Raw genomic sequence first — 17,087 nt, 5'->3', positions numbered from 1 at the left:
ACGCTTAATACGTTAACGGGTCAAGCCCGGCTGCGTGGCATACCGAACAGAGAAAAAACCAAACGGCTGGCGCAGCAGCCGCGACCTTTCGACTTCGGGAGACAACGGGATGATCGATACCGAACTGGATCTGGCCGCCAATCACTTGCTAGGCGCCCTGCCGCCGCACGAGCGCCGCTTGCTGCTGCCGCGCCTGGATAGCGTCAGCCTGCGCACAGGGCAACTGTTGAGCGATTCCGGCCAGCGCATCCGGCATCTCTATTTCCCGAGCACGGCGGTGATCTCGATGATGTCGCTGCAGGAAAGCGGCGCCACCGTGGAACTGGCCTCCGTGGGCCGCGAGGGGCTGGTGGGACTGCCCGCGCTGACCGGCGCCGAGACCATGCCCAACCGGATCGAGGTACGCAGGAGCGGCACCGGGTTTCGCGTCGCCGCGAGCGACCTGCGCACGATCTACCCCGAGCTGCCCACGCTGCAGCGCATGGCCCTGCTCTATATGCAGGCGTTGCTCACGCAGGTGTCGCAGACGGCCGTCTGCATCCGCCACCACTCGCTGACCACGCAGTTGTGCCGCTGGCTGCTGCTGGCGCTGGACCGCTCGCCTTGCAATGAGCTCGACGTGACCCAGCAGACCATTGCCGACATGCTTGGCGTGCGCCGCGAAGGCGTGACCGAAGCGGTGGGCAAGCTGGCGGAGCTCCAGATGATCCGCCACAGCCGCGGCCATATCACCGTGATCGACCGGGCTGGGCTGGAGGGCTTTTCCGGCGAGTCTTACCGCATCGTGCGCAACGAGTTCGACCGTTTGCTCCGCCGCGCGGCCGGCTGATGCGATGGTGGATCCGCCAGGCCGTCAATCCTGCGGCAGCGCCTGGTAGGCGGTGGCAAGGTGATATGGCGTGGTCGAAGGCATCTCCGCCCGCTCCACCTTGCCGGCAGGCGAGAGGCACTCATGCCAGCCGCCTGCGTGCAGGAATCGCGCCGGGTAGGCTTTCAGCCAGGCCTGCAGGTGCGCCAGCGCCACGCTGTCGCCGCGCACCGCCAGCGCCCGCGCGAATTCGGTCTGCGCCCAGATGCGCTGGATCGGGTCTCTGGGCGAGCCATCCAGATGCAGCGCCGCGGCTACGCCCATGGTGCTGGTGTCAACGCCGTGCTGCATGGCAAAGCCGAAGGCGCTTGCCAGCGCTTGCGCAAGCCCGGAGCCGTCGAACAACGCGGGCGCGCTGGCAAGCAGCGAGAACCACTCGAACTGATGGCCGGGCTCGACCCGGTTGCCAGCGCGATCGGTGCACATCGGCAACTCGGCAATGCAACCCGTCGCCGGATCGACAAAGGTGGCCAGCACGGCGGCGGCAATGCCCGCCAGCCGGTCCGCATAAGAGCGCTCCCCGGTGACCTCGAACGCCGCCAGGTAGGCCTCGGTCAGGTGCATGATCGGGTTTTGCTGGGGCGCCCCGCCCAGTGGGCGAAAGTCCTGCGCTAGCGCCGCATGGTACAGGCCATCCGCGGTGGCGAAACGCGCCTCGATCAGCCGTGTGGTGCCATCCAGCAACGCACGCGCCTGCGTGCTGCCCGACCGCTTGAAATACGCCGCACAGGCAAAGACGACGAAGGCGTGGGTGTACAGGTCCTTGGTGGTATCCAGAGGCTGTCCCTGCGCATCGATGCTGTAGATAAAGCCACCCTGCCCGCCATCGGCAAAGCAGCCCCCGAGCGATGCGAACAGGCGCGCGGCATGGGCGGCCTCATCGGTGCCATCGCACTGCGAAAACACATAGAGCTGGCGCGCGCAGGCCATGGCGCGGTAACGCGCCACCGGCAGAGGCTGCTGGTCGGCGCCGGACAGCGCCTCATAGGGCAGCTGCATCGTGGCGTTCCAGCCCGGCCCGGTCCAGAGCGGCAGGACGACGCCATCGTAGTGCGCGCGCAATGCGGCGAAGGAAGCGGCCTCGGGATCAGCACCAGTGGTGGCAAGGGGTGGCGTAACGTTCATGCGGAAAAGGAAATCGGTAAGAGGCGCGTATCTGCCACCCGTGGAATATACCTCAGCCCGCCAGGTGGCCTTCCCGAGCTGCGATGGCGGCCGCTGAGTGCCGCCTTCGTCCTACTAGCTCTTTTACGCCGACGGCAAGCTTGATCCCGCCAGTAAATCGCCTAACCTTACGGCGTGGCCCCTTGAATCGATCGCCGCGGTAAGCGGCTTTTGCGCCGTATTCCGCGCCTGCCGCGGCGTCCTGGCCACATTCCTGGTTTGTGCAGGTGACATGGACGGAGGGCTCCCCCCGCCGCCCGTCCAGTCCGTTCTCCAAGCACTTTCGGCCCGTCCGGAGCCCTCCGGAGGTCGCGCCCATGCTCCATGGGAGAGCAAGATGGAAAAGCCGGTTGTAAGCCCCTTGCGTTTTGTCGAACTACTCAACGCCAGGCTGCCCGCCCATCCCCTGTATCAGGAAGGGATGCGCGTGTACGCCATTCCCAATCATTCGGAACACCCGCACAGCCTGGTCTGCGTAGGCCCGCGTGGCGTCAAGGGCGTCTGCGCGACGGTGGAGTTGATCGTGCGCGGCGAGTGCGAGATCTTCCCCGACATACCGGGCGACTGGCACGGCTCCCACCACGGAACGGTCCGCGCGTCGCACCGCTAGGGCTGCTCCACCCTCACCCGTACCCTCATCCTCGCGTCCTGCTCAAACCCGATCCAGCTTGCGGTGAGGCTCGGGCGGCAGCGTCACGCGAATCGCGTCGTGCGCGCGCACCAGTCCGCCGGCCAGGACAATGCCCATGATGCCGGCCTTGCGCACCAGCTTGCCTTCATCGTCCCGACCCAGCACCCGCGCAAGCAGGCCCGGCTGGAAGCGCTCGATCTGCGCGCAGGGATTGCGCAGCCCGGTGATCTCGACCAGCGCGGTCTCGCCCAGGTGCAGCCGCGCGCCCGTTGGCAGCGCCAGCAGGTCGATGCCCTGCGTGGTGATGTTCTCGCCCAGCGCGCCGGGCGCCACCGCATGGCCTGCGGCTTGCAGCATCGCCTGCAGTTCCACCGATAGCAGGTGAACCTGCCGCAGGTTCGGCTGGCTGGGGTCCACCGCCACGCGGGAACGGTGCTTGACGGTTTCCCCCAGATGCGCGTCACCCTCCACGCCCAGCCCGGCCAGCAGGCGGATGACTGGCGTCACCGTCTTGCTGAAGGTGTGCGTGGCACTCAGGCTTACCGCGGCCACACTGCCCGCCTGCGGCGATTCGGCCCACCCGTTGCCAATATCGGCCGCCATGGTCATGCTGCCGCGCGGCTTGGTTCGCCTGGTGCGTCGGGCGCCGGCATCTGGACCCCCCCCGAGCTGTCAGCCGCCAGGGCGCCCGCCGGATAGCGCGCGGCAAACACCAGCCGTCCCGATGACCACGTATGCGTGACCAGCGGCTGGCCGGCCACCATGGCGACCGCCACCAGGTCGGCACGCAGCCCGGCCCCGATGCGCCCGCGATCGGACAAGCCGCAAGCCGCGGCCGGGTTGGCGCTGACCAGCGCGGCAGCCTGCGGCAGGCTCAGGCCAGCGAGGCGTTCCGCGGCAAAGGCGGCGGCAATCAGCGTGGATGGCTGGTAGTCCGAGCACAGGCAGTCCGCCACCCCGGCGTTGATGGCGTCGATGGCACGCATGGAGCCACTCTGGCTTTGGCCGCGCAGCACGTTGGGCGCGCCAAGGATGGTCGGCAGCCCCTTTGCCTTGGCGGCCTGCGCCGTCTCCAGGTTGATCGGGAACTCGCTCATGCGCACGCCCAGCGCATGCATGGTGGCAATACGCTGTGCCGAGTCGTCGTCATGGCTCGCGGCCGGCACCCCTGTGCGCGCGGCCAGTGACAGCAGGCGTTCAACCCGGTCCAGTGCGCCGTCCTTCTCCACCAGTTTCTTGGCGGCGGCGGCATGGGCCTCTTCGCGGCTCATGGCGTGGTTGCCCATCATGTAGGCCAGGTAGGCCTCCAGTGTCTTGAACTGGCCCTGCCCGGGCGAATGGTCCATCACGGAGACCAGGTCCACCAGGCCGGATTCCACCAGTTGCTCCAGCACCGGCAACGCGCTGGCGTCCGTGACCTCATAGCGGCAATGGATGCGGTTATCCACCAGGCTGTGGCCGCGAAAGGCGGCGACGGCGCGCACGAGCTCGCCGGCCGTGTCGAAATTGCGCACGCCGAACGAGTTACCCGCGAACGAGACCGCGTGGTAAGGCGTGGTGATGCCCGCTGCGGCGTTGCGGCGATCGATCTGCGCCACGGCAAAATCCAGCGGGAACATCACCCGCGAGCGCGGCTCGGCTTCTTTCTCGATGGCGTCGCAATGCAGGTCGACCAGGCCGGGCAGCAGCGTCTGGCCACGCAGGTCGATCACCTGGGCGGCACGCGGCACGGCGGCGGCATCGGGCTCGATGGCCGCGATGTGGCCGTTATCGATCAGCAAGGCGCTGTCGGCTAGCACGCCGTCGGGCAGGACGATTCGTGCATGAGTCAGGTAAGCAGGAAGCATGGTCGGTTCCGGGAGCGATTGGGAACGAGTGAATACGGGAAAAATGAATGGCTCAGCCCGCGACAGCCGCAAGCTTGCCGACCGGCGCAGCCTCCATGACAGCCGGCGGGTGCAATGGCAGCAGCCTGGTGGCCACCGTCTCGCGCACGGCTTCATCGTGGAAGATGCCGACCAGGCACCGGCCCTCGGCCAGCGCCTCGCGGATCAGCGCCACCACCACCGCGCGGTTATCCGCGTCGAGCGAGGCGGTCGGCTCGTCGAGCAACAGCACCGGATGGCCGCCGATCAGCCCGCGCGCAATGTTCACGCGCTGCTGCTCACCGCCCGAGAACGTCGCGGGCGGCAGGCTCCACAGCCGGCCCGGCACCTGCAGCCGCGCCAGCAGCACCGCGGCACGCTCGCGCGCTTCGTCGGCACTGGCGCCACGCTGCTGCAGCGGCTCGGCCACCACATCGAGCGTGCTCACGCGTGGGATCACATGAAGGAACTGGCTGACATAGCCAATCACCTCGCGCCGCAATTGCAGGATGCGTTGCTCCGGCGCGCGGGTCAGCTCCACCCACGCGTCGTTGTCACGGATGCGGATGCTGCCTTCGGTGGCCAGGTAGTTGCCGTACAGACAGCGCAGCAGCGTGCTCTTGCCCGCGCCGGAACTGCCGGCCAGCACCAGGCATTCGCCGGCGGCAGCGTCGAAATCGATGGCCTGCAGCACGGGCAGGCGCGTGCCGCCCTGGTTGTGCAGGATGAAGGTCTTGCCGAGGCCGCGCACCTGGATGCGCTGGGCGTCGGCGGCCGTGCTTTGATGGTGGTAGGCGTCTTGCGTCATGATCAGCCCTGCAGAATGGAAGACACCAGCAACTGGGTGTACGGGTGGTGCGGATCGTCGAGGATCTGGTCGGTCAGGCCGCTTTCCACCACGCGCCCGCCCTGCATCACCAGCGTGCGGTGCGCCAGCAGGCGCGCCACGGCGAGGTCGTGGGTGACGATGATGGCAGCCAGCCCAAGGTCCGCCACCAGCCGGCGCAGCAGGTCGAGCAGGCGGGCCTGCACGGAGACATCGAGCGAGGCGGTAGGCTCGTCCATGAACACCAGGCGCGGATGCGTCACCAGGTTGCGGGCAATCTGCAGGCGCTGCTGCATGCCGCCGGAGAAGCTGGTCGGCGCATCGTCCAGGCGGCCCAGGTCGAGCTCCATCTTTTCCATCCACGTGCCAGCCACTTCGCGCAGCTCGCCATAATGGCGCCCGCCCACCGCCATCAGGCGCTCGGCGATATTGGCGCCGGCGCTCACCCGCATGCGCAGGCCATCGCGCGCGTTCTGGCGCACGAACCCCCAGTCGGTACGCGCCAGCAGACGCAGCCGTGCGTCGGACAGCGTGGCGAGGTCAACCAGCCCTTGCTCGCGGGTGTCGTAGCAAACGCTGCCGGATTCCGGCGCGGCCTGCCATGACACCGCCTGCAGCAAGGTGCTCTTGCCCGAGCCGGACTCGCCCACCACGCACAGCACTTCGCCGGGGAACAGATCGAAGCTGACATCGTGGCAGCCATGCACGCCGTCCCAAGTGCGGGTCAGGCCGCGCACGGACAACAGCGGCTGGTGCGGATCGGTGCGGCTCATGCGGCCTCCTTGCGTGCGTGGGCGGCGGTGCCGTTCGGCCCGGTCTCACCCTGCTCCTGGCGCGTGGCGCAGTACTCGGTATCGGAGCAGACGAACATGCGCCCGCCCGCGTCGTCGGTGATGATTTCATCGAGATAGCTGTCGGTGGAGCCGCATAGCTCGCAGCAGCCATCCCACGTCTCCACCGCGAACGGATGGTCGTCGAAGTCCAGGCTCTTCACGCTGGTAAAGGGCGGCACCGCATAGACTCGTTTCTCACGCCCCGCGCCGAACAGCATCAGCGCCGGGCTGTAGTCCAGCTTGGGGTTGTCGAACTTGGGGATCGGCGACGGCCGCATCATGTAGCGCTGGTTGACCATCACCGGGTAGTCGTAGGTGGTGGCAATACGCCCATGGCGGGCAATGTCCTCGTAGAGCTTGACATGCATCGCGCCGTACTCGGCCAGCGCGTGCATGGTGCGGGTCTCGGTCTCGCTCGGTTCCAGCCAGCGCAGCGGCTCCGGGATGGGCACCTGGAACACCATGATCTGGCCCTTGGCCAGCGGCGTTTCCGGAATCCGGTGGCGGGTCTGCACGATGGTGGCTTGTGCGGTGCGCTCGGTGGTCTGCACGCCGGTCACGCGGCCAAAGAAGCGGCGGATATTGATGGCGTTGGTGGTGTCGTCAGAGCCCTGATCGATCACCTTGAGCACATCGTCGCTGCCGATAATGGAGGCGGTGACCTGGATGCCACCGGTGCCCCAACCGTAGGGCAGCGGCATCTCGCGGCTGCCGAAGGGCACCTGGTAGCCGGGGATGGCCACCGCCTTGAGCAGCGCGCGGCGCAGCATGCGCTTGGTGGATTCGTCCAGGTAGCCGAAGTTGTAGTGTTCGTCGCGCACGACGGTGTTGGCATTGGTGTCGGTCATGATGCGATGGCCTCCTGCGCCAGCACTTGGGAGATGACGGCATCGTCTTGCCCGGGCGGCGTGGGCGCCGGGGAGGGCACGCCCTGACCGCGCTCGGCGCGCAGGCGGCGCAGCAGTTCGAGATTGGTCTGGAAATCCACGTAGTGCGGCAACTTCAAGTGCTGCACGAAGCCGGAGGCCTCCACGTTGTCGCTGTGGTAGAGCATGAACTCCACGTCGTTGGCGGGCGCGTCGGCGGCCTCGCCCAGTTCGGCGGCGCGCATGGCGCGGTCGGCCAGCGCCATCGACATGGCCTTGCGCTCGCCATAGCCGAACACCAGGCCGTAGCCGCGCGTAAAGCTCGGCCCTTCCTGCGCGTTGCCAGCGAACTGGCTCACCATCTGGCATTCGGTGACCTCGATCTCGCCGATGGTCACGGCAAAACCCAGTTCCTCCACGAACAGTTCCACTTCCACCTCGCCGTAGCGGATCTCTGCCGCGAACGGGTGCGAGTTGCCGTAGCCCCGCTGGGTGGAGTAGCCCATCGACAGCAGGAAGCCTTCATCGGCGCGAGCCAGGTTCTGCAAGCGCGCCGGACGCGCCGCGGGCAGCGCCAGTGGCTCGCGCGTGAGGTCGGGCGGCGCGGGATCGTGCTCGGGCACGGTCTCCGGCTCGATCAGCGACTCCTGGCGCAACAGGTCCGTCACGCGTGGCATGCGCGCATCCAGCGTGGTTGCCGCAGCCGGCAGCGGCGCATTGTCGCGCTCGGCTTCCAGTGTGAAGTCGAGCAGGCGCTGGGTGTAATCGTAGGTCGGCCCCAGCACCTGCCCGCCCGGCACGTCCTTGAAGGTGGACGAGATCCGGCGCTGCAAGCGCATGGCGCCGGTATCGAGCGCCACCGAATAGCCAAAGCGCGGCAGCGTGGTGCGATAGGCGCGCAGCAGGAACACGGCTTCGATCAGGTCGCCCGCGGCCTGCTTGATCGCCAGCGCGGCCAGGTGCGGGTCGTACAGCGAGCCTTCGGCCATCACGCGCGACACGGCCAGCGGCATTTGCTCGCGCACCTGCGCCAGTGTCAGCTCCGGCACGCGGCGGTCGCCGCGGCGGTAGTCGTCCAGCATGCGGTACGAATTGAGGATGGCGCGCTCGCCCCCTTTGACGGCAACGTACATGTCAAGCCTCCGCTTGGGTGGTGCGCGGCAGCGCGCACAGGGCGCTGCCACTGGTCAGCAGCACGTCCACGCCGAGCGGGAAACGCGCATGGTTGGCCTGCCACTGGGTCCAGAAATCGGCCGGCAAGCCTTGCACGGCCAGCGTGGCGTGGGTCTCGATGCCCGGGCCGCGCAGCGTGACCTTGGGGCCGCCGTTCAGCGAGGCGACCTCGATCAGCAACGTGGCGGAGCGGTCCGGGTACGCCGGATCGCCCTGGGCGCAAGCCACCAGATCGGGCACGGCATGGCCGGCCGGCACCGCCACGAAGGCCGCCTGCGCCACTTGCGCCACCAGCGGGCAGCCACAATGGAAGCGCAGGAAGGCGCGCACGCCCTCGGGCGTCTCGGGCGGCAGCCACAGCGGCGTATCGCTGTCGACCAGCGCGAGCAGCAGCGCGCTCAAGGCCGGGGACAAGCCCTGCGGCACGCCGCACGGCTCGGCCAGTTCGCCGATGCTGCCCGGGTGGGACATGGCATGCAGCGCGGCGCGGAAGGTCCGCTGCGCCGATTGCACCGCATCGTCGAAGCCGGGCAGCAGCATCGGCGCAAGCGCGCCGTGCCGCCCCGGGGGCACGTTGTCGTATCCGGCCGTCTGGGCGGCAATCGTTTGGCCTGGCATCTCAGTCCTCTCCACGCACCATGGTAAAAAACTCCACCTTTGTCTGCGCCGCCACGGCGGCCTTGTGTTCGCCTTGCGCCGTGCGCGCCCGGGCCAGCGGCGCGACCACTTCGGCCTGCACGCGCGCATGCCAACCGGGCAACTGCAGCAGCGCATCCAGCACGGCGATCTGCTCCGCCTGGGCGTGGGTGCGGCCTTGCACGTAACCCACCCCGACCACGCCCGGCTCCAGCGTCACCGCGCAGCGCGTCACGCTGACCTCCCCGAGGTTGAACTGCGCCCCCGTGCCGCCGGCGCGCCCCCGCACCATGGCCATACCGCTCTCCGGCTTGCGCAGCAGGCGGTAGGCCGGCAGCGCGCCGAGGCGGCCCACGGCCTGCGCCAGGGCATCCGGAGCGGCCAGAGCCAGCACGCGCAGCCAGGCGGCTCGGGCCGCTTGAGCCGCTTGAGCCGCTCGCTGCTGGGCCGCCGCCCCTGCCTGCGTGCCCGCTTCGGTATCGGTTCGATCCATTTCACATCCCCTATACGTCTATACGTTTAGATGTAGAATACCATCCATGGCCGAACTACAACACAGCCAGATGAAGCTTTCATGACGCCCTGCCGTGCGCTTCGGCCCCGTGCACGGCATGGCCAGGTTGAGGCACAATCGCATCCTATTGAAGCATGCGAATGATTAACGCAGGATGACGAAAAGGCAGGGCACGATGGTGGAACAGGAAGTCGAGCGGGGTTCGGGAGTTGCGGTATGGCGCCAGATCGGCGAGGCCCTGGCGCTCGACATCCGCAACAAGCTCTATGTCCCGGGCGAGCGCCTGCCGCCCGAGCCGGAGCTGGCCACGCGTTTCGCCGTCAACCGCCATACCATCCGCCGCGCCATGGGCGAGCTGGAGCAAAACGGGCTGGTGCGCATCGAGCAAGGCCGCGGCACCTTCGTGCAGGAACACGCCATCGACTACGCCATCGGGCGGCGCACGCGTTTTTCGCAGAACCTGGCCAGCCAGGGCATGCGCGGGCACATCGAGGTGCTGGAATCGCAAACACTGCGCGCGCCCGAGATCGCCAAGCACCTGGGCCTGGCGCGCAGCGCGCCCATCCTGCGCGTGCAGATGCTGGGCAAAGCCGAAGCCCGCACCATCGACGTGGCCGAGCATTATTTCGATGCCACGCGGTTTCCGGACATGGACGCCGAGTTGCGCGCGCGCCTGTCGATCTCCAAGGCGTTTGCCCATTACGGCATTACCGATTACACGCGCAAGTGGTCGCGCATCACCGCCGCCATGCCGACGGCGCCGGTGGCCCGCCAGCTCAACCAGCCCAAGACGCGGCCGATCCTGCAGGTGGAGGCGCTCAACGTCGACCTGGAGGGCGCGCCGCTGCAATACAGCGTGGTGCGCTTTGCCGGCGACTGGGTCCAGCTGACCGTAACCGACCAGGACTAAAATGCGCAATCGTCCGCCGTTTGGGATACACGCCCTACCGATCAAATTGGTCTAGACATCTGTTTGTCATTTGCCCGCGCTAAGGTCGCCAGCATGGATACCAATCACGCACCTCACCCCACCCTTGCCGGCCTGAGCGGCCGCCGCGTTCTCACCGCCAACGGCATTGCGCCGGCCGCCTTCGCGTTCCGCGACGGTTGCCTGGCGGGGCCGGCCAGCACGGCAGGGCCTGCCCTCGATGCGGGCGACCTGCTGGTGCTGCCCGGCATCGTGGACATTCACGGCGACGCCTTCGAGCGTGCCGTGATGCCGCGCCCCGGCGTGAGCTTTCCGTACACCAGCGCGCTGTTCGACGTGGACCGCCAGTTGCTCGCGCATGGCATCACCACCGAGCTGCACGGCGTGACGCTATCGTGGGAAGGCGGCCTGCGCGGCGAGGCTTACGCCCAGCGCATGTTCGACGGCCTGGAGCGCATGCGCGGCACCCTTGGCGCGCAGCACCATGTGCACCTGCGCTTCGAGGCACATCACCTGGCCGGGCTGGAAACCGCGCTGGCCTGGATCGATAGCGGCAAGGTGCGCTTCCTGGCCATCAACGACCACCTGCCGCTGATGGCCACCCGCCTGCACGACGCGCGTAAGCTGGCGCAGTACGCGGACCGCGCGGAGTGCGATCCGGTCATCTTCCGCCAGCGCCTGGAGCAAGCAGCCGCGCAGGCAAGCGAGGTGCCCGAAGGCGTGGCCCGGCTGATTGCCGCCGCCCGTGCCGCCGGCCTGCAGGTCGCCTCGCACGACGACGGCGACGCCGCCACCCGCCAGCGCTATCACCAGCAAGGCTGCACCGTGGCGGAATTCCCGCTCACCGTGGATGTGGCCCGCGCCGCCCACGCGCTGCGCAACCACGCTGTATTCGGCGCGCCCAACGTGATCCGCGGCGGCAGCCACACCGGCGCCCCGGATGCCACCGAGATGATCGCCGCCGGGCTGTGCAACGTGCTGGCCTCCGACTACTACTACCCGGCGCCCCTGCAAGCCGCGTTCCGCGTAGCACAGCTCGGCGTGCTGCCGTTGCCGGCCGCCTGGGACCTGGTCTCGCGCAACCCGGCGCGCGCCGCCGGCATGAACGACCGCGGCGCGCTCAGCCCCGGCCTGCGTGCCGACGCCATCATCGTCGACGACCGCGATCCCGCCCTGCCCCAGGTCTGCGCCGCCATTGTCGGCGGTGTGCTGCACCACGCCACGCGTGCCTTCCCGCTGGTGCAGGCCAGCGGCGAGCGGCGCGCGGCCTGACCCGCATGACCAGGATGCCGAGCCCGATGTCGAACAATCCATTGCCACAGGCTTACCGCTACGCCATCTACCTCAACCCCGCCGCGCCCTTTCGGCTGGTGGGCGAGCAATGGCTGGGCCGCAGCGCCGAAACAGGCGAGGCAATTGCGCGTACCGTACCCGACGATGCCCGCCGCATTGCCCGCATCGCCCGCTGGACGGAAGCACCGGCCCACTATGGCCTGCATGCCACACTCAAGGCCCCGTTCCGGCTGGCGGATGGCCAGACGCCTGCCGGGCTGGACGCCGCCATGCGCGTCTTCGCGCTGGACCGCCAGCCCTTCGCGGTACCGCTAGCGCTGCACAACCTGCGGGGCTTCCTGGCCTGGTGCCTCGGCGGCGACGCCAGCGCCAATGCGCGCATGCACGCGCTGGCAGACGCAGCGGTGCGCGAGTTCGACAGCTTCCGCGCGCCGCCCACCCCCGCCGAGCTGGCACGCCGCAAGCCAGGGCAACTGAGCGAGCCAGCCCGGCGCATGCTGGATGCGTGGGGCTACCCGTACGCGTTCGAGACCTTTATTTTCCACATCACGCTCACGGGGCTGCTCGACCAAGCCGAGCAGGACAGCGCCATCGCCATGCTGCAGGCCGCGAGCGGCCCGCTGCTGCTGCAGCCGATGACGGTACGCGACGTCAGCCTGTTCGTGCAGAGCGCGCCGGACGCGCCCTTCCTGGCCGCCCGCCACTATGGCTTTGACGGCAGCACCACCGATGCCGCCGGAGCGGTCCTGCTGGAAGCCACGGCATGAGCGCCAAGGCCATGCGCACCGCGGTGCGCGCCAACATCGCCGCGCCCTGCGCCGAAGCCCCGCGCGGCAGCGGCCTGGTTTACCTGATGGGGCCCTCCGGCAGCGGCAAGGACTCGCTGCTGCGCGTGATGCGCGACAAGTTGCAGGATGATGCCGGCGTACGCGTGGCGCAACGCTACATCACCCGCGCCAGCAGCGCCGATGAAGACAGCGTGGCGATCACCCCCGCGGCGTTCGAGCACCGCGTGGCGCAAGGCGGCTTTGCGCTGCACTGGCGCAGCCACGGCTTGTGCTACGGCATTGGGACCGAGCTTGACGACTGGCTGGCGCAGGGCTTGTGCGTGGTCGTGAACGGGTCACGCGAGCACCTGGCCGCCGCCCACGCGCGCTATCCGGCCCTGCACGCCGTGCAGGTCAGCGTGCGCCTGCACGTGCTGGGAGAGCGCCTGCGGCTGCGCGGCCGCGAGGACGAGCAAGCCATCGTGCGGCGCCTGCAGCGCGCCGGCGAGCCGTTCGCCGTACCGGCAGGGTGCCGGCTGACGGTGATCGACAACAGCGGCGCACTGGAGGACGCGGCAAGCGCGTTGATGCGGCTCACGCACGAGCGCACGCGCCAGCACCAGAATCAGCAACAGCCGTAGGGTCCCGCTCCGGGCCCGCCACCACCCCGGCATCATGCAGCCGGCCTACGGCGGCGCCATCCAGCCCCAGGACTTCATGCAGCACCTGGTCGGTATGCGTGCCCAGCAACGCAGCAGGCATGGTTGCCTCGCGCTCCATCGACGCAACCCGCACCGTCGCGCCGGCCGCAAGATGTTCGCCGATCCCTGGGGTCGCAATGCGCTCGAACACCGGATTGGCAAGGCTGACACGCGGATCGCCGGCCAGCAACTCGCCGACCGTGCTGTAGCGGCCCCAGCAGACCTTGCGCGCTTCCAGCAGGCGCTCCGCCTCTGCCTGCGTGCGGGTGGCAAACCAGGGTGCAACCAGTTCGGCAATGGCCTCGCGGCAGGCAAAGCGATCGGCCTCGTCACCAAGGTTCAGGCCCGTGCGCTGCTCCAGCGCAGTCACCTGCCCGGCGATGCCGCAAGCCTCCACCAGCGCCTTCCATTGGCCCGCCGAGATCGCCGCCACCATCAGGCGGCCGCCGTCCAGCGTGCCAAAGTCGCGACCGAAGGCGCCATACAGGTGATTGCCGATCGACGGCCGCTCCTGCTGCAGCAATTCGGCCTCGGCCAGCAGGCCAAGATGCGACAGCATGGTGAAGGCCATGTCGGACAACGCCAGCTTCAGCTGCGCGCCTGCGCCCGTGCGCCGGCGTTGCTCCACCGCGGCGACCACGGCAAAGGCGGCCTGGTAGGCGCAGGCAATGTCCCAGGCCGGCAGCACATGGTTGACCGGCCGCTCGCGCGACCCGCCGCCGGTGACAGCCGGATACCCGGTGGCGCAATTGACGGTGTAGTCCACCGCCGTGCTGCCGTCGCCGTTGCCCTGGATGGTGCAGCTGATCATGTCCGCGCGCCGCGCGGCCAGCGCCTCGTGCGCGAGCCACGCTGTGCCGATATTGGTCAGCAGTACGCCCGCATCCGGCCCGGGCGCCGTCGCCAGCGCCTGCACCAGTTCACGCCCTTCGGGCTTGTGCAGGTCGACCGCGATGCTTCGCTTGCCCTTGTTCAGCGCGGTCCAGTACAGGCTGCGTCCCTTGCCGCCGGCCTGCGGCATGCGCGGCATGCGCATGTAGTCAATGCCGCCGCCGATCATGTCCACGCGGATCACGTCAGCGCCGAACTGGGCCAGCGTGAGGCCGGCCAGTGGCGCCGCGATAAAGGCCGAGCTTTCGATCACGCGCAGCCGGTTGAGGAATGGATAGGTCATGGGAGCGGTCCGGTCCGTAGTGGCGTAGTGGCGTAGTGGCGGCGTCAGGCGCGCTCGAATACGGCGGCAATGCCCTGCCCGCCGCCGATGCACATGGTTTCCAGGCCGTAGCGCGCACCGCGCCGGCCCAGCTCGTGCATCAGCGAGGTCATGATGCGCACGCCGGTGGCGCCCACCGGATGCCCCAGCGAGATGCCGGACCCGTTCACATTGAAGCGATCCGGATCATTCCAGCCCCAGCCCTTGGCGCAGGCCAGCGCCTGGCAGGCAAAGGCTTCGTTCAGTTCCACCAGGCCCATGTCGTCAAAGCCCAGCCCGTTCTTGCCGAACAGCTTCTTGACGGCTGGCACGGGGCCAATGCCCATGTGCGACGGCTCGCAACCAGCCACGGCCCAGCTATGCAGGTAGCCGATGGGCGCCAGGCCAAGCGCTTCCAGCTTGTCTTCGGCCACGATCAGGCAGGCGGCGGCGGCATCGTTCTGCTGGCAGGCGTTGCCGGCAGTGACGATGCCGTCCTTCATCAGGGGCTTGAGCCGTGCGAGCTGCTCGATGGTGAGATCCCCACGGATGCCCTCGTCCTCGCTCACGATCAGCGCCTCGCCCTTGCGCTGCGGCACGCTGACCGGCACCACTTCCTGCGCGAACTTGCCGCTGGACCAAGCGGCAGTGGCGCGCTGATGGCTGCGCAGCGCAAAGGCATCGGCCTCCTCGCGCGAGATGCCGTAGTCGCGTGCCAGGTTCTCGGCTGTCTCGATCATGCCGGAGATGCGGCCGAAGCGGGCTTCGGGCTGCGAGCGTTCGCGCCCGCGCTCCAGACGGTCGTGGAACTTCACGGTGCCGGCGCGCTTGCCCCAGCGCATGTCGGTGGTGTAGTACTCCACGTTGCTCATGCTCTCGACGCCGCCGGCCATCACGACATCGGCGACGCCGGTCTGCACCATCATCGCAGCCGTGGCGATCGCCTGCAGGCCGCTGCCGCAGCGGCGGTCCAGCTGCATGCCGGCAACGCTGATCGGAAAGCCGGCCTGCAGCGCTACCCAGCGGCCGGTGCAAGGCACTTCGCCGTTGGCGTAGGAATGCGCGAACACCACATCCTCGATACGGGCCGGATCCAGGCCCGTGCGCTCGACCACGGCGCGCGCCACGGTAGCGCCGAGTTCTTCGACAGAGATACTGCGCAGGCTGCCGCCGAACGCGCCGATGGGCGTGCGCAGCGGGGAGACGATTGCGGCTCGTTTCATGATGGCATCCTTTGTTCTTGATGCAGTTCGTCAGTGCCGAACCGCGGGGTTTCCCTGGCGAAGAAGGCACGCACGCCTTCCTGCGCTTCCTTGGAGCTGAAGACGCGGTCCGACAGCGGCAGCGCCTGGCGCATCGCCTCGTCTTCGGTGGTGTCAAAGCTCAGGTCGATGGCCTGCTTGCACAGCGCCAGCGCCAGCGGCGGGCGCTGTGCCAGCGTGGCCGCCAGCGCCAATGCCGCTTGCAGCGCCTGGCCCGGCGGGGCCACGCGGTTGACCAGGCCCCAGGCCAGCGCGGTGGCTGCATCGATAGGCTCGCCCAGGAACATCAGCTCCTTGGCGCGCCCTTCGCCCACGCGCCGCGTGACGCGCACCGGGCCGCCGCTGCCGGGGAACACGCCCAGCTTGATCTCGGGCAGCGCGAAGCGCGCCGTCTCGTCCGCCACGATCAGGTCGCAGCAGACCGCGATCTCCAGGCCGCCGCCGAACGCCAGGCCATTGACCGCCGCCACTGTCGGCTTCGGGAAATCGTCCAGCCGCCCGAACACCGCATGCTGCAGGGCGAGCTTGCCCGGCACGATCTGCCCGGGCCGCATCAGCGGCCGGAACTCGGCGATATCGGATCCCGCGCAGAAGGCACGGGTGCCGGCGCCGGTCAGCACCACGGCGCGCACGGCGGGATCGCGTTCCAGCGCATCCAGCGCACGGTCAAGCGCCTCGGTCAAGCCACGGAAAACCACGTTCAGCGGCGGGTTGTCCAGCGTCAGCGTAGCAATGCCGTCTTTGGCGGAGCAACGCACCGGCCCTGCCGAGATCTCAGCCATAGCGCCCACCGGTGACGTGCAGCACCTCGCCGGTAATGAAGCTGGCGCGCTCCGAAGCCAGGAAGGCCACCGCATCGGCGATGTCGCCCGGCCGGCCAACCCGCTTGATCGGCTGCGCGGCGACGGCCCGCTCCTTGATGGTCTCGTAGGTGGGCAAGGCCTGCACCATCTCGGTTTCCATGAAGCCAGGCGCCACGCAATTGACCGTCACGCCGTAGCGCCCTTCCTCCAGCGCCAGCGCCTTGGCCATACCGATCAGCCCGGCCTTGGCCGCCGCGTAATTGGCTTGCGTGGGATTGCCGAAGTGCGCGCGCGAGCTGATATTGATGACCCGCCCCCAACCTTGTTCGATCAAACGCGGCATCACGGCCTTGGTAGCCAGGAAAGCGCCCTTGAGCATGACCTCCATCACCAGGTCCCAGTCCTCCTCGGTCATCTTGACGAGGTACTTGTCGCGCGGAAAGCCGGCGTTATTGACCAGGATGTGCACCCCGCCAAAATGCGCGACGGTTTCATCCACCAGCCGCTGCACGTCGGCGCCCTTGGTGATGTCGGCGACGATGCAATGCGCCTGCAAGCCATCGGCGCGCAGCGCGGCGGCCGTGGCTTCGGCCTGCTCGCGCAGGATGTCCGTGATCACCACCTTGACGTCCTCTTGCGCCAGGTGGCGTGCCGTAGCCGCGCCCAGCCCGCGGGCCGAGCCCGTGACGATGGCGACTTTGTCCTTGATCTGCAGGTCCATTCGGTTCTCCTCGGAATACGTGTGTCGGGATGGCTGCGCAAGCA

19 protein-coding genes are annotated in these 17,087 nt (G+C 68.5%); 6 read left to right on the top strand and 13 right to left on the bottom strand.

Annotated elements, in window-relative coordinates:
- Positions 1 to 109: 109 nt before the first annotated feature.
- A complete protein-coding gene (locus AC1RQC_RS16610) occupies positions 110 to 829 on the top strand; it encodes a Crp/Fnr family transcriptional regulator (RefSeq protein WP_492831073.1) in 720 nt (239 codons plus the stop codon).
- A gap of 24 nt (positions 830 to 853) precedes the next feature.
- Here AC1RQC_RS16610 and AC1RQC_RS16605 read toward each other — a convergent pair whose 3' ends face one another.
- Positions 854 to 1,993 (bottom strand): AGE family epimerase/isomerase, encoded by a 1,140-nt coding sequence (locus tag AC1RQC_RS16605; protein ID WP_492807181.1) that lies wholly within the window; start codon positions 1,991 to 1,993, stop codon positions 854 to 856.
- Positions 1,994 to 2,369: 376 nt separating this feature from the next.
- On the opposite strand from AC1RQC_RS16605, the gene AC1RQC_RS16600 reads away from it, so the two are divergent.
- On the top strand, positions 2,370 to 2,642 hold the full coding sequence (locus tag AC1RQC_RS16600; RefSeq protein ID WP_174423701.1) for a hypothetical protein: 273 nt from the start codon (positions 2,370 to 2,372) through the stop codon (positions 2,640 to 2,642).
- 42 nt (positions 2,643 to 2,684) lie between these two features.
- On the opposite strand, the gene AC1RQC_RS16595 is transcribed toward AC1RQC_RS16600, so the two are convergent.
- The 8 genes from AC1RQC_RS16595 to phnG form a co-directional block, all read right to left on the bottom strand.
- On the bottom strand, positions 2,685 to 3,266 hold the full coding sequence (locus tag AC1RQC_RS16595) for an MOSC domain-containing protein (RefSeq protein ID WP_492372015.1): 582 nt from the start codon (positions 3,264 to 3,266) through the stop codon (positions 2,685 to 2,687).
- Between the two features lie 2 nt (positions 3,267 to 3,268).
- Positions 3,269 to 4,510, bottom strand: a complete 1,242-nt coding sequence (locus tag AC1RQC_RS16590) for an alpha-D-ribose 1-methylphosphonate 5-triphosphate diphosphatase (protein ID WP_492884007.1) — start codon at positions 4,508 to 4,510, stop codon at positions 3,269 to 3,271.
- Between the two features lie 52 nt (positions 4,511 to 4,562).
- Positions 4,563 to 5,336, bottom strand: coding sequence for a phosphonate C-P lyase system protein PhnL (phnL, locus tag AC1RQC_RS16585; RefSeq protein ID WP_492372017.1), 774 nt, complete (start codon positions 5,334 to 5,336; stop codon positions 4,563 to 4,565).
- 2 nt (positions 5,337 to 5,338) lie between these two features.
- Positions 5,339 to 6,127, bottom strand: coding sequence for a phosphonate C-P lyase system protein PhnK (phnK, locus tag AC1RQC_RS16580; RefSeq protein ID WP_150989340.1), 789 nt, complete (start codon positions 6,125 to 6,127; stop codon positions 5,339 to 5,341).
- Positions 6,124 to 7,035: an alpha-D-ribose 1-methylphosphonate 5-phosphate C-P-lyase PhnJ gene (locus AC1RQC_RS16575; protein ID WP_492372018.1), complete on the bottom strand. Its 912-nt coding sequence runs from the start codon at positions 7,033 to 7,035 to the stop codon at positions 6,124 to 6,126. Before AC1RQC_RS16575 ends, phnK begins: the two co-directional genes overlap by 4 nt.
- Positions 7,032 to 8,186, bottom strand: coding sequence for a carbon-phosphorus lyase complex subunit (locus tag AC1RQC_RS16570; protein ID WP_492372019.1), 1,155 nt, complete (start codon positions 8,184 to 8,186; stop codon positions 7,032 to 7,034). The genes AC1RQC_RS16575 and AC1RQC_RS16570 overlap by 4 nt, the downstream gene beginning before the upstream one ends.
- A 1-nt stretch (position 8,187) precedes the next feature.
- Positions 8,188 to 8,766: a phosphonate C-P lyase system protein PhnH gene (gene phnH, locus AC1RQC_RS16565; RefSeq protein WP_492372076.1), complete on the bottom strand. Its 579-nt coding sequence runs from the start codon at positions 8,764 to 8,766 to the stop codon at positions 8,188 to 8,190.
- Positions 8,767 to 8,845: 79 nt separating this feature from the next.
- Complete coding sequence (gene phnG, locus AC1RQC_RS16560; protein ID WP_492372020.1) at positions 8,846 to 9,355, bottom strand: phosphonate C-P lyase system protein PhnG; 510 nt, start codon at positions 9,353 to 9,355, stop codon at positions 8,846 to 8,848.
- A gap of 196 nt (positions 9,356 to 9,551) precedes the next feature.
- Between phnG and phnF the strand changes: the two genes are divergently transcribed.
- The 4 genes from phnF (at position 9,552) to phnN (ending at position 13,005) form a co-directional block, all read left to right on the top strand.
- Positions 9,552 to 10,286, top strand: coding sequence for a phosphonate metabolism transcriptional regulator PhnF (gene phnF, locus AC1RQC_RS16555; protein ID WP_492372077.1), 735 nt, complete (start codon positions 9,552 to 9,554; stop codon positions 10,284 to 10,286).
- 93 nt (positions 10,287 to 10,379) lie between these two features.
- A complete protein-coding gene (locus tag AC1RQC_RS16550) occupies positions 10,380 to 11,576 on the top strand; it encodes an alpha-D-ribose 1-methylphosphonate 5-triphosphate diphosphatase (protein WP_492372021.1) in 1,197 nt (398 codons plus the stop codon).
- A gap of 26 nt (positions 11,577 to 11,602) precedes the next feature.
- Positions 11,603 to 12,364, top strand: a complete 762-nt coding sequence (locus AC1RQC_RS16545; protein WP_492372022.1) for a DUF1045 domain-containing protein — start codon at positions 11,603 to 11,605, stop codon at positions 12,362 to 12,364.
- Between the two features lie 11 nt (positions 12,365 to 12,375).
- Positions 12,376 to 13,005, top strand: coding sequence for a phosphonate metabolism protein/1,5-bisphosphokinase (PRPP-forming) PhnN (phnN, locus tag AC1RQC_RS16540; RefSeq protein WP_492372078.1), 630 nt, complete (start codon positions 12,376 to 12,378; stop codon positions 13,003 to 13,005).
- Here the strand turns inward: phnN and AC1RQC_RS16535 are convergent.
- The 4 genes from AC1RQC_RS16535 to AC1RQC_RS16520 are packed head-to-tail and all read right to left on the bottom strand — an operon-like array spanning position 12,959 to position 17,043.
- Positions 12,959 to 14,239 carry a CoA transferase gene (locus tag AC1RQC_RS16535; protein ID WP_492807175.1) on the bottom strand — a complete coding sequence of 427 codons (1,281 nt, stop codon included), beginning with the start codon at positions 14,237 to 14,239 and terminating at the stop codon, positions 12,959 to 12,961. The two genes, phnN and AC1RQC_RS16535, sit on opposite strands and share 47 nt — an antisense overlap.
- 44 nt (positions 14,240 to 14,283) lie before the next feature.
- Positions 14,284 to 15,480, bottom strand: coding sequence for an acetyl-CoA C-acetyltransferase (locus AC1RQC_RS16530; protein ID WP_492884005.1), 1,197 nt, complete (start codon positions 15,478 to 15,480; stop codon positions 14,284 to 14,286).
- On the bottom strand, positions 15,477 to 16,301 hold the full coding sequence (locus tag AC1RQC_RS16525) for an enoyl-CoA hydratase/isomerase family protein (RefSeq protein ID WP_492372025.1): 825 nt from the start codon (positions 16,299 to 16,301) through the stop codon (positions 15,477 to 15,479). The genes AC1RQC_RS16530 and AC1RQC_RS16525 overlap by 4 nt, the downstream gene beginning before the upstream one ends.
- The gene (locus AC1RQC_RS16520) at positions 16,294 to 17,043 is read right to left on the bottom strand and encodes an SDR family NAD(P)-dependent oxidoreductase (RefSeq protein ID WP_492884003.1); all 750 of its coding nucleotides are present in this window, start codon (positions 17,041 to 17,043) and stop codon (positions 16,294 to 16,296) included. The genes AC1RQC_RS16525 and AC1RQC_RS16520 overlap by 8 nt, the downstream gene beginning before the upstream one ends.
- Between the last annotated feature and the right edge of the window lie 44 nt (positions 17,044 to 17,087).

It is taken from the genome of Cupriavidus sp. GW822-FHT03E04 (assembly GCF_058801495.1).
Note: the sequence above shows the minus strand (reverse complement) of the source record. Positions and strands in the feature narration are given on the sequence as shown.

What these genes read in the sequence shown, in the direction of transcription:
- AC1RQC_RS16610 (WP_492831073.1), top strand. Translation starts at nt 110, where the DNA reads ATGATCGATACCGAACTGGATCTGGCCGCCAATCACTTGCTAGGCGCC.
- AC1RQC_RS16605 (WP_492807181.1), bottom strand. Translation starts at nt 1,993, where the DNA reads ATGAACGTTACGCCACCCCTTGCCACCACTGGTGCTGATCCCGAGGCC.
- AC1RQC_RS16600 (WP_174423701.1), top strand. Translation starts at nt 2,370, where the DNA reads ATGGAAAAGCCGGTTGTAAGCCCCTTGCGTTTTGTCGAACTACTCAAC.
- AC1RQC_RS16595 (WP_492372015.1), bottom strand. Translation starts at nt 3,266, where the DNA reads ATGGCGGCCGATATTGGCAACGGGTGGGCCGAATCGCCGCAGGCGGGC.
- AC1RQC_RS16590 (WP_492884007.1), bottom strand. Translation starts at nt 4,510, where the DNA reads ATGCTTCCTGCTTACCTGACTCATGCACGAATCGTCCTGCCCGACGGC.
- phnL (WP_492372017.1), bottom strand. Translation starts at nt 5,336, where the DNA reads ATGACGCAAGACGCCTACCACCATCAAAGCACGGCCGCCGACGCCCAG.
- phnK (WP_150989340.1), bottom strand. Translation starts at nt 6,127, where the DNA reads ATGAGCCGCACCGATCCGCACCAGCCGCTGTTGTCCGTGCGCGGCCTG.
- AC1RQC_RS16575 (WP_492372018.1), bottom strand. Translation starts at nt 7,035, where the DNA reads ATGACCGACACCAATGCCAACACCGTCGTGCGCGACGAACACTACAAC.
- AC1RQC_RS16570 (WP_492372019.1), bottom strand. Translation starts at nt 8,186, where the DNA reads ATGTACGTTGCCGTCAAAGGGGGCGAGCGCGCCATCCTCAATTCGTAC.
- phnH (WP_492372076.1), bottom strand. Translation starts at nt 8,766, where the DNA reads ATGCTGCTGCCCGGCTTCGACGATGCGGTGCAATCGGCGCAGCGGACC.
- phnG (WP_492372020.1), bottom strand. Translation starts at nt 9,355, where the DNA reads ATGGATCGAACCGATACCGAAGCGGGCACGCAGGCAGGGGCGGCGGCC.
- phnF (WP_492372077.1), top strand. Translation starts at nt 9,552, where the DNA reads ATGGTGGAACAGGAAGTCGAGCGGGGTTCGGGAGTTGCGGTATGGCGC.
- AC1RQC_RS16550 (WP_492372021.1), top strand. Translation starts at nt 10,380, where the DNA reads ATGGATACCAATCACGCACCTCACCCCACCCTTGCCGGCCTGAGCGGC.
- AC1RQC_RS16545 (WP_492372022.1), top strand. Translation starts at nt 11,603, where the DNA reads ATGTCGAACAATCCATTGCCACAGGCTTACCGCTACGCCATCTACCTC.
- phnN (WP_492372078.1), top strand. Translation starts at nt 12,376, where the DNA reads ATGCGCACCGCGGTGCGCGCCAACATCGCCGCGCCCTGCGCCGAAGCC.
- AC1RQC_RS16535 (WP_492807175.1), bottom strand. Translation starts at nt 14,239, where the DNA reads ATGACCTATCCATTCCTCAACCGGCTGCGCGTGATCGAAAGCTCGGCC.
- AC1RQC_RS16530 (WP_492884005.1), bottom strand. Translation starts at nt 15,480, where the DNA reads ATGAAACGAGCCGCAATCGTCTCCCCGCTGCGCACGCCCATCGGCGCG.
- AC1RQC_RS16525 (WP_492372025.1), bottom strand. Translation starts at nt 16,301, where the DNA reads ATGGCTGAGATCTCGGCAGGGCCGGTGCGTTGCTCCGCCAAAGACGGC.
- AC1RQC_RS16520 (WP_492884003.1), bottom strand. Translation starts at nt 17,043, where the DNA reads ATGGACCTGCAGATCAAGGACAAAGTCGCCATCGTCACGGGCTCGGCC.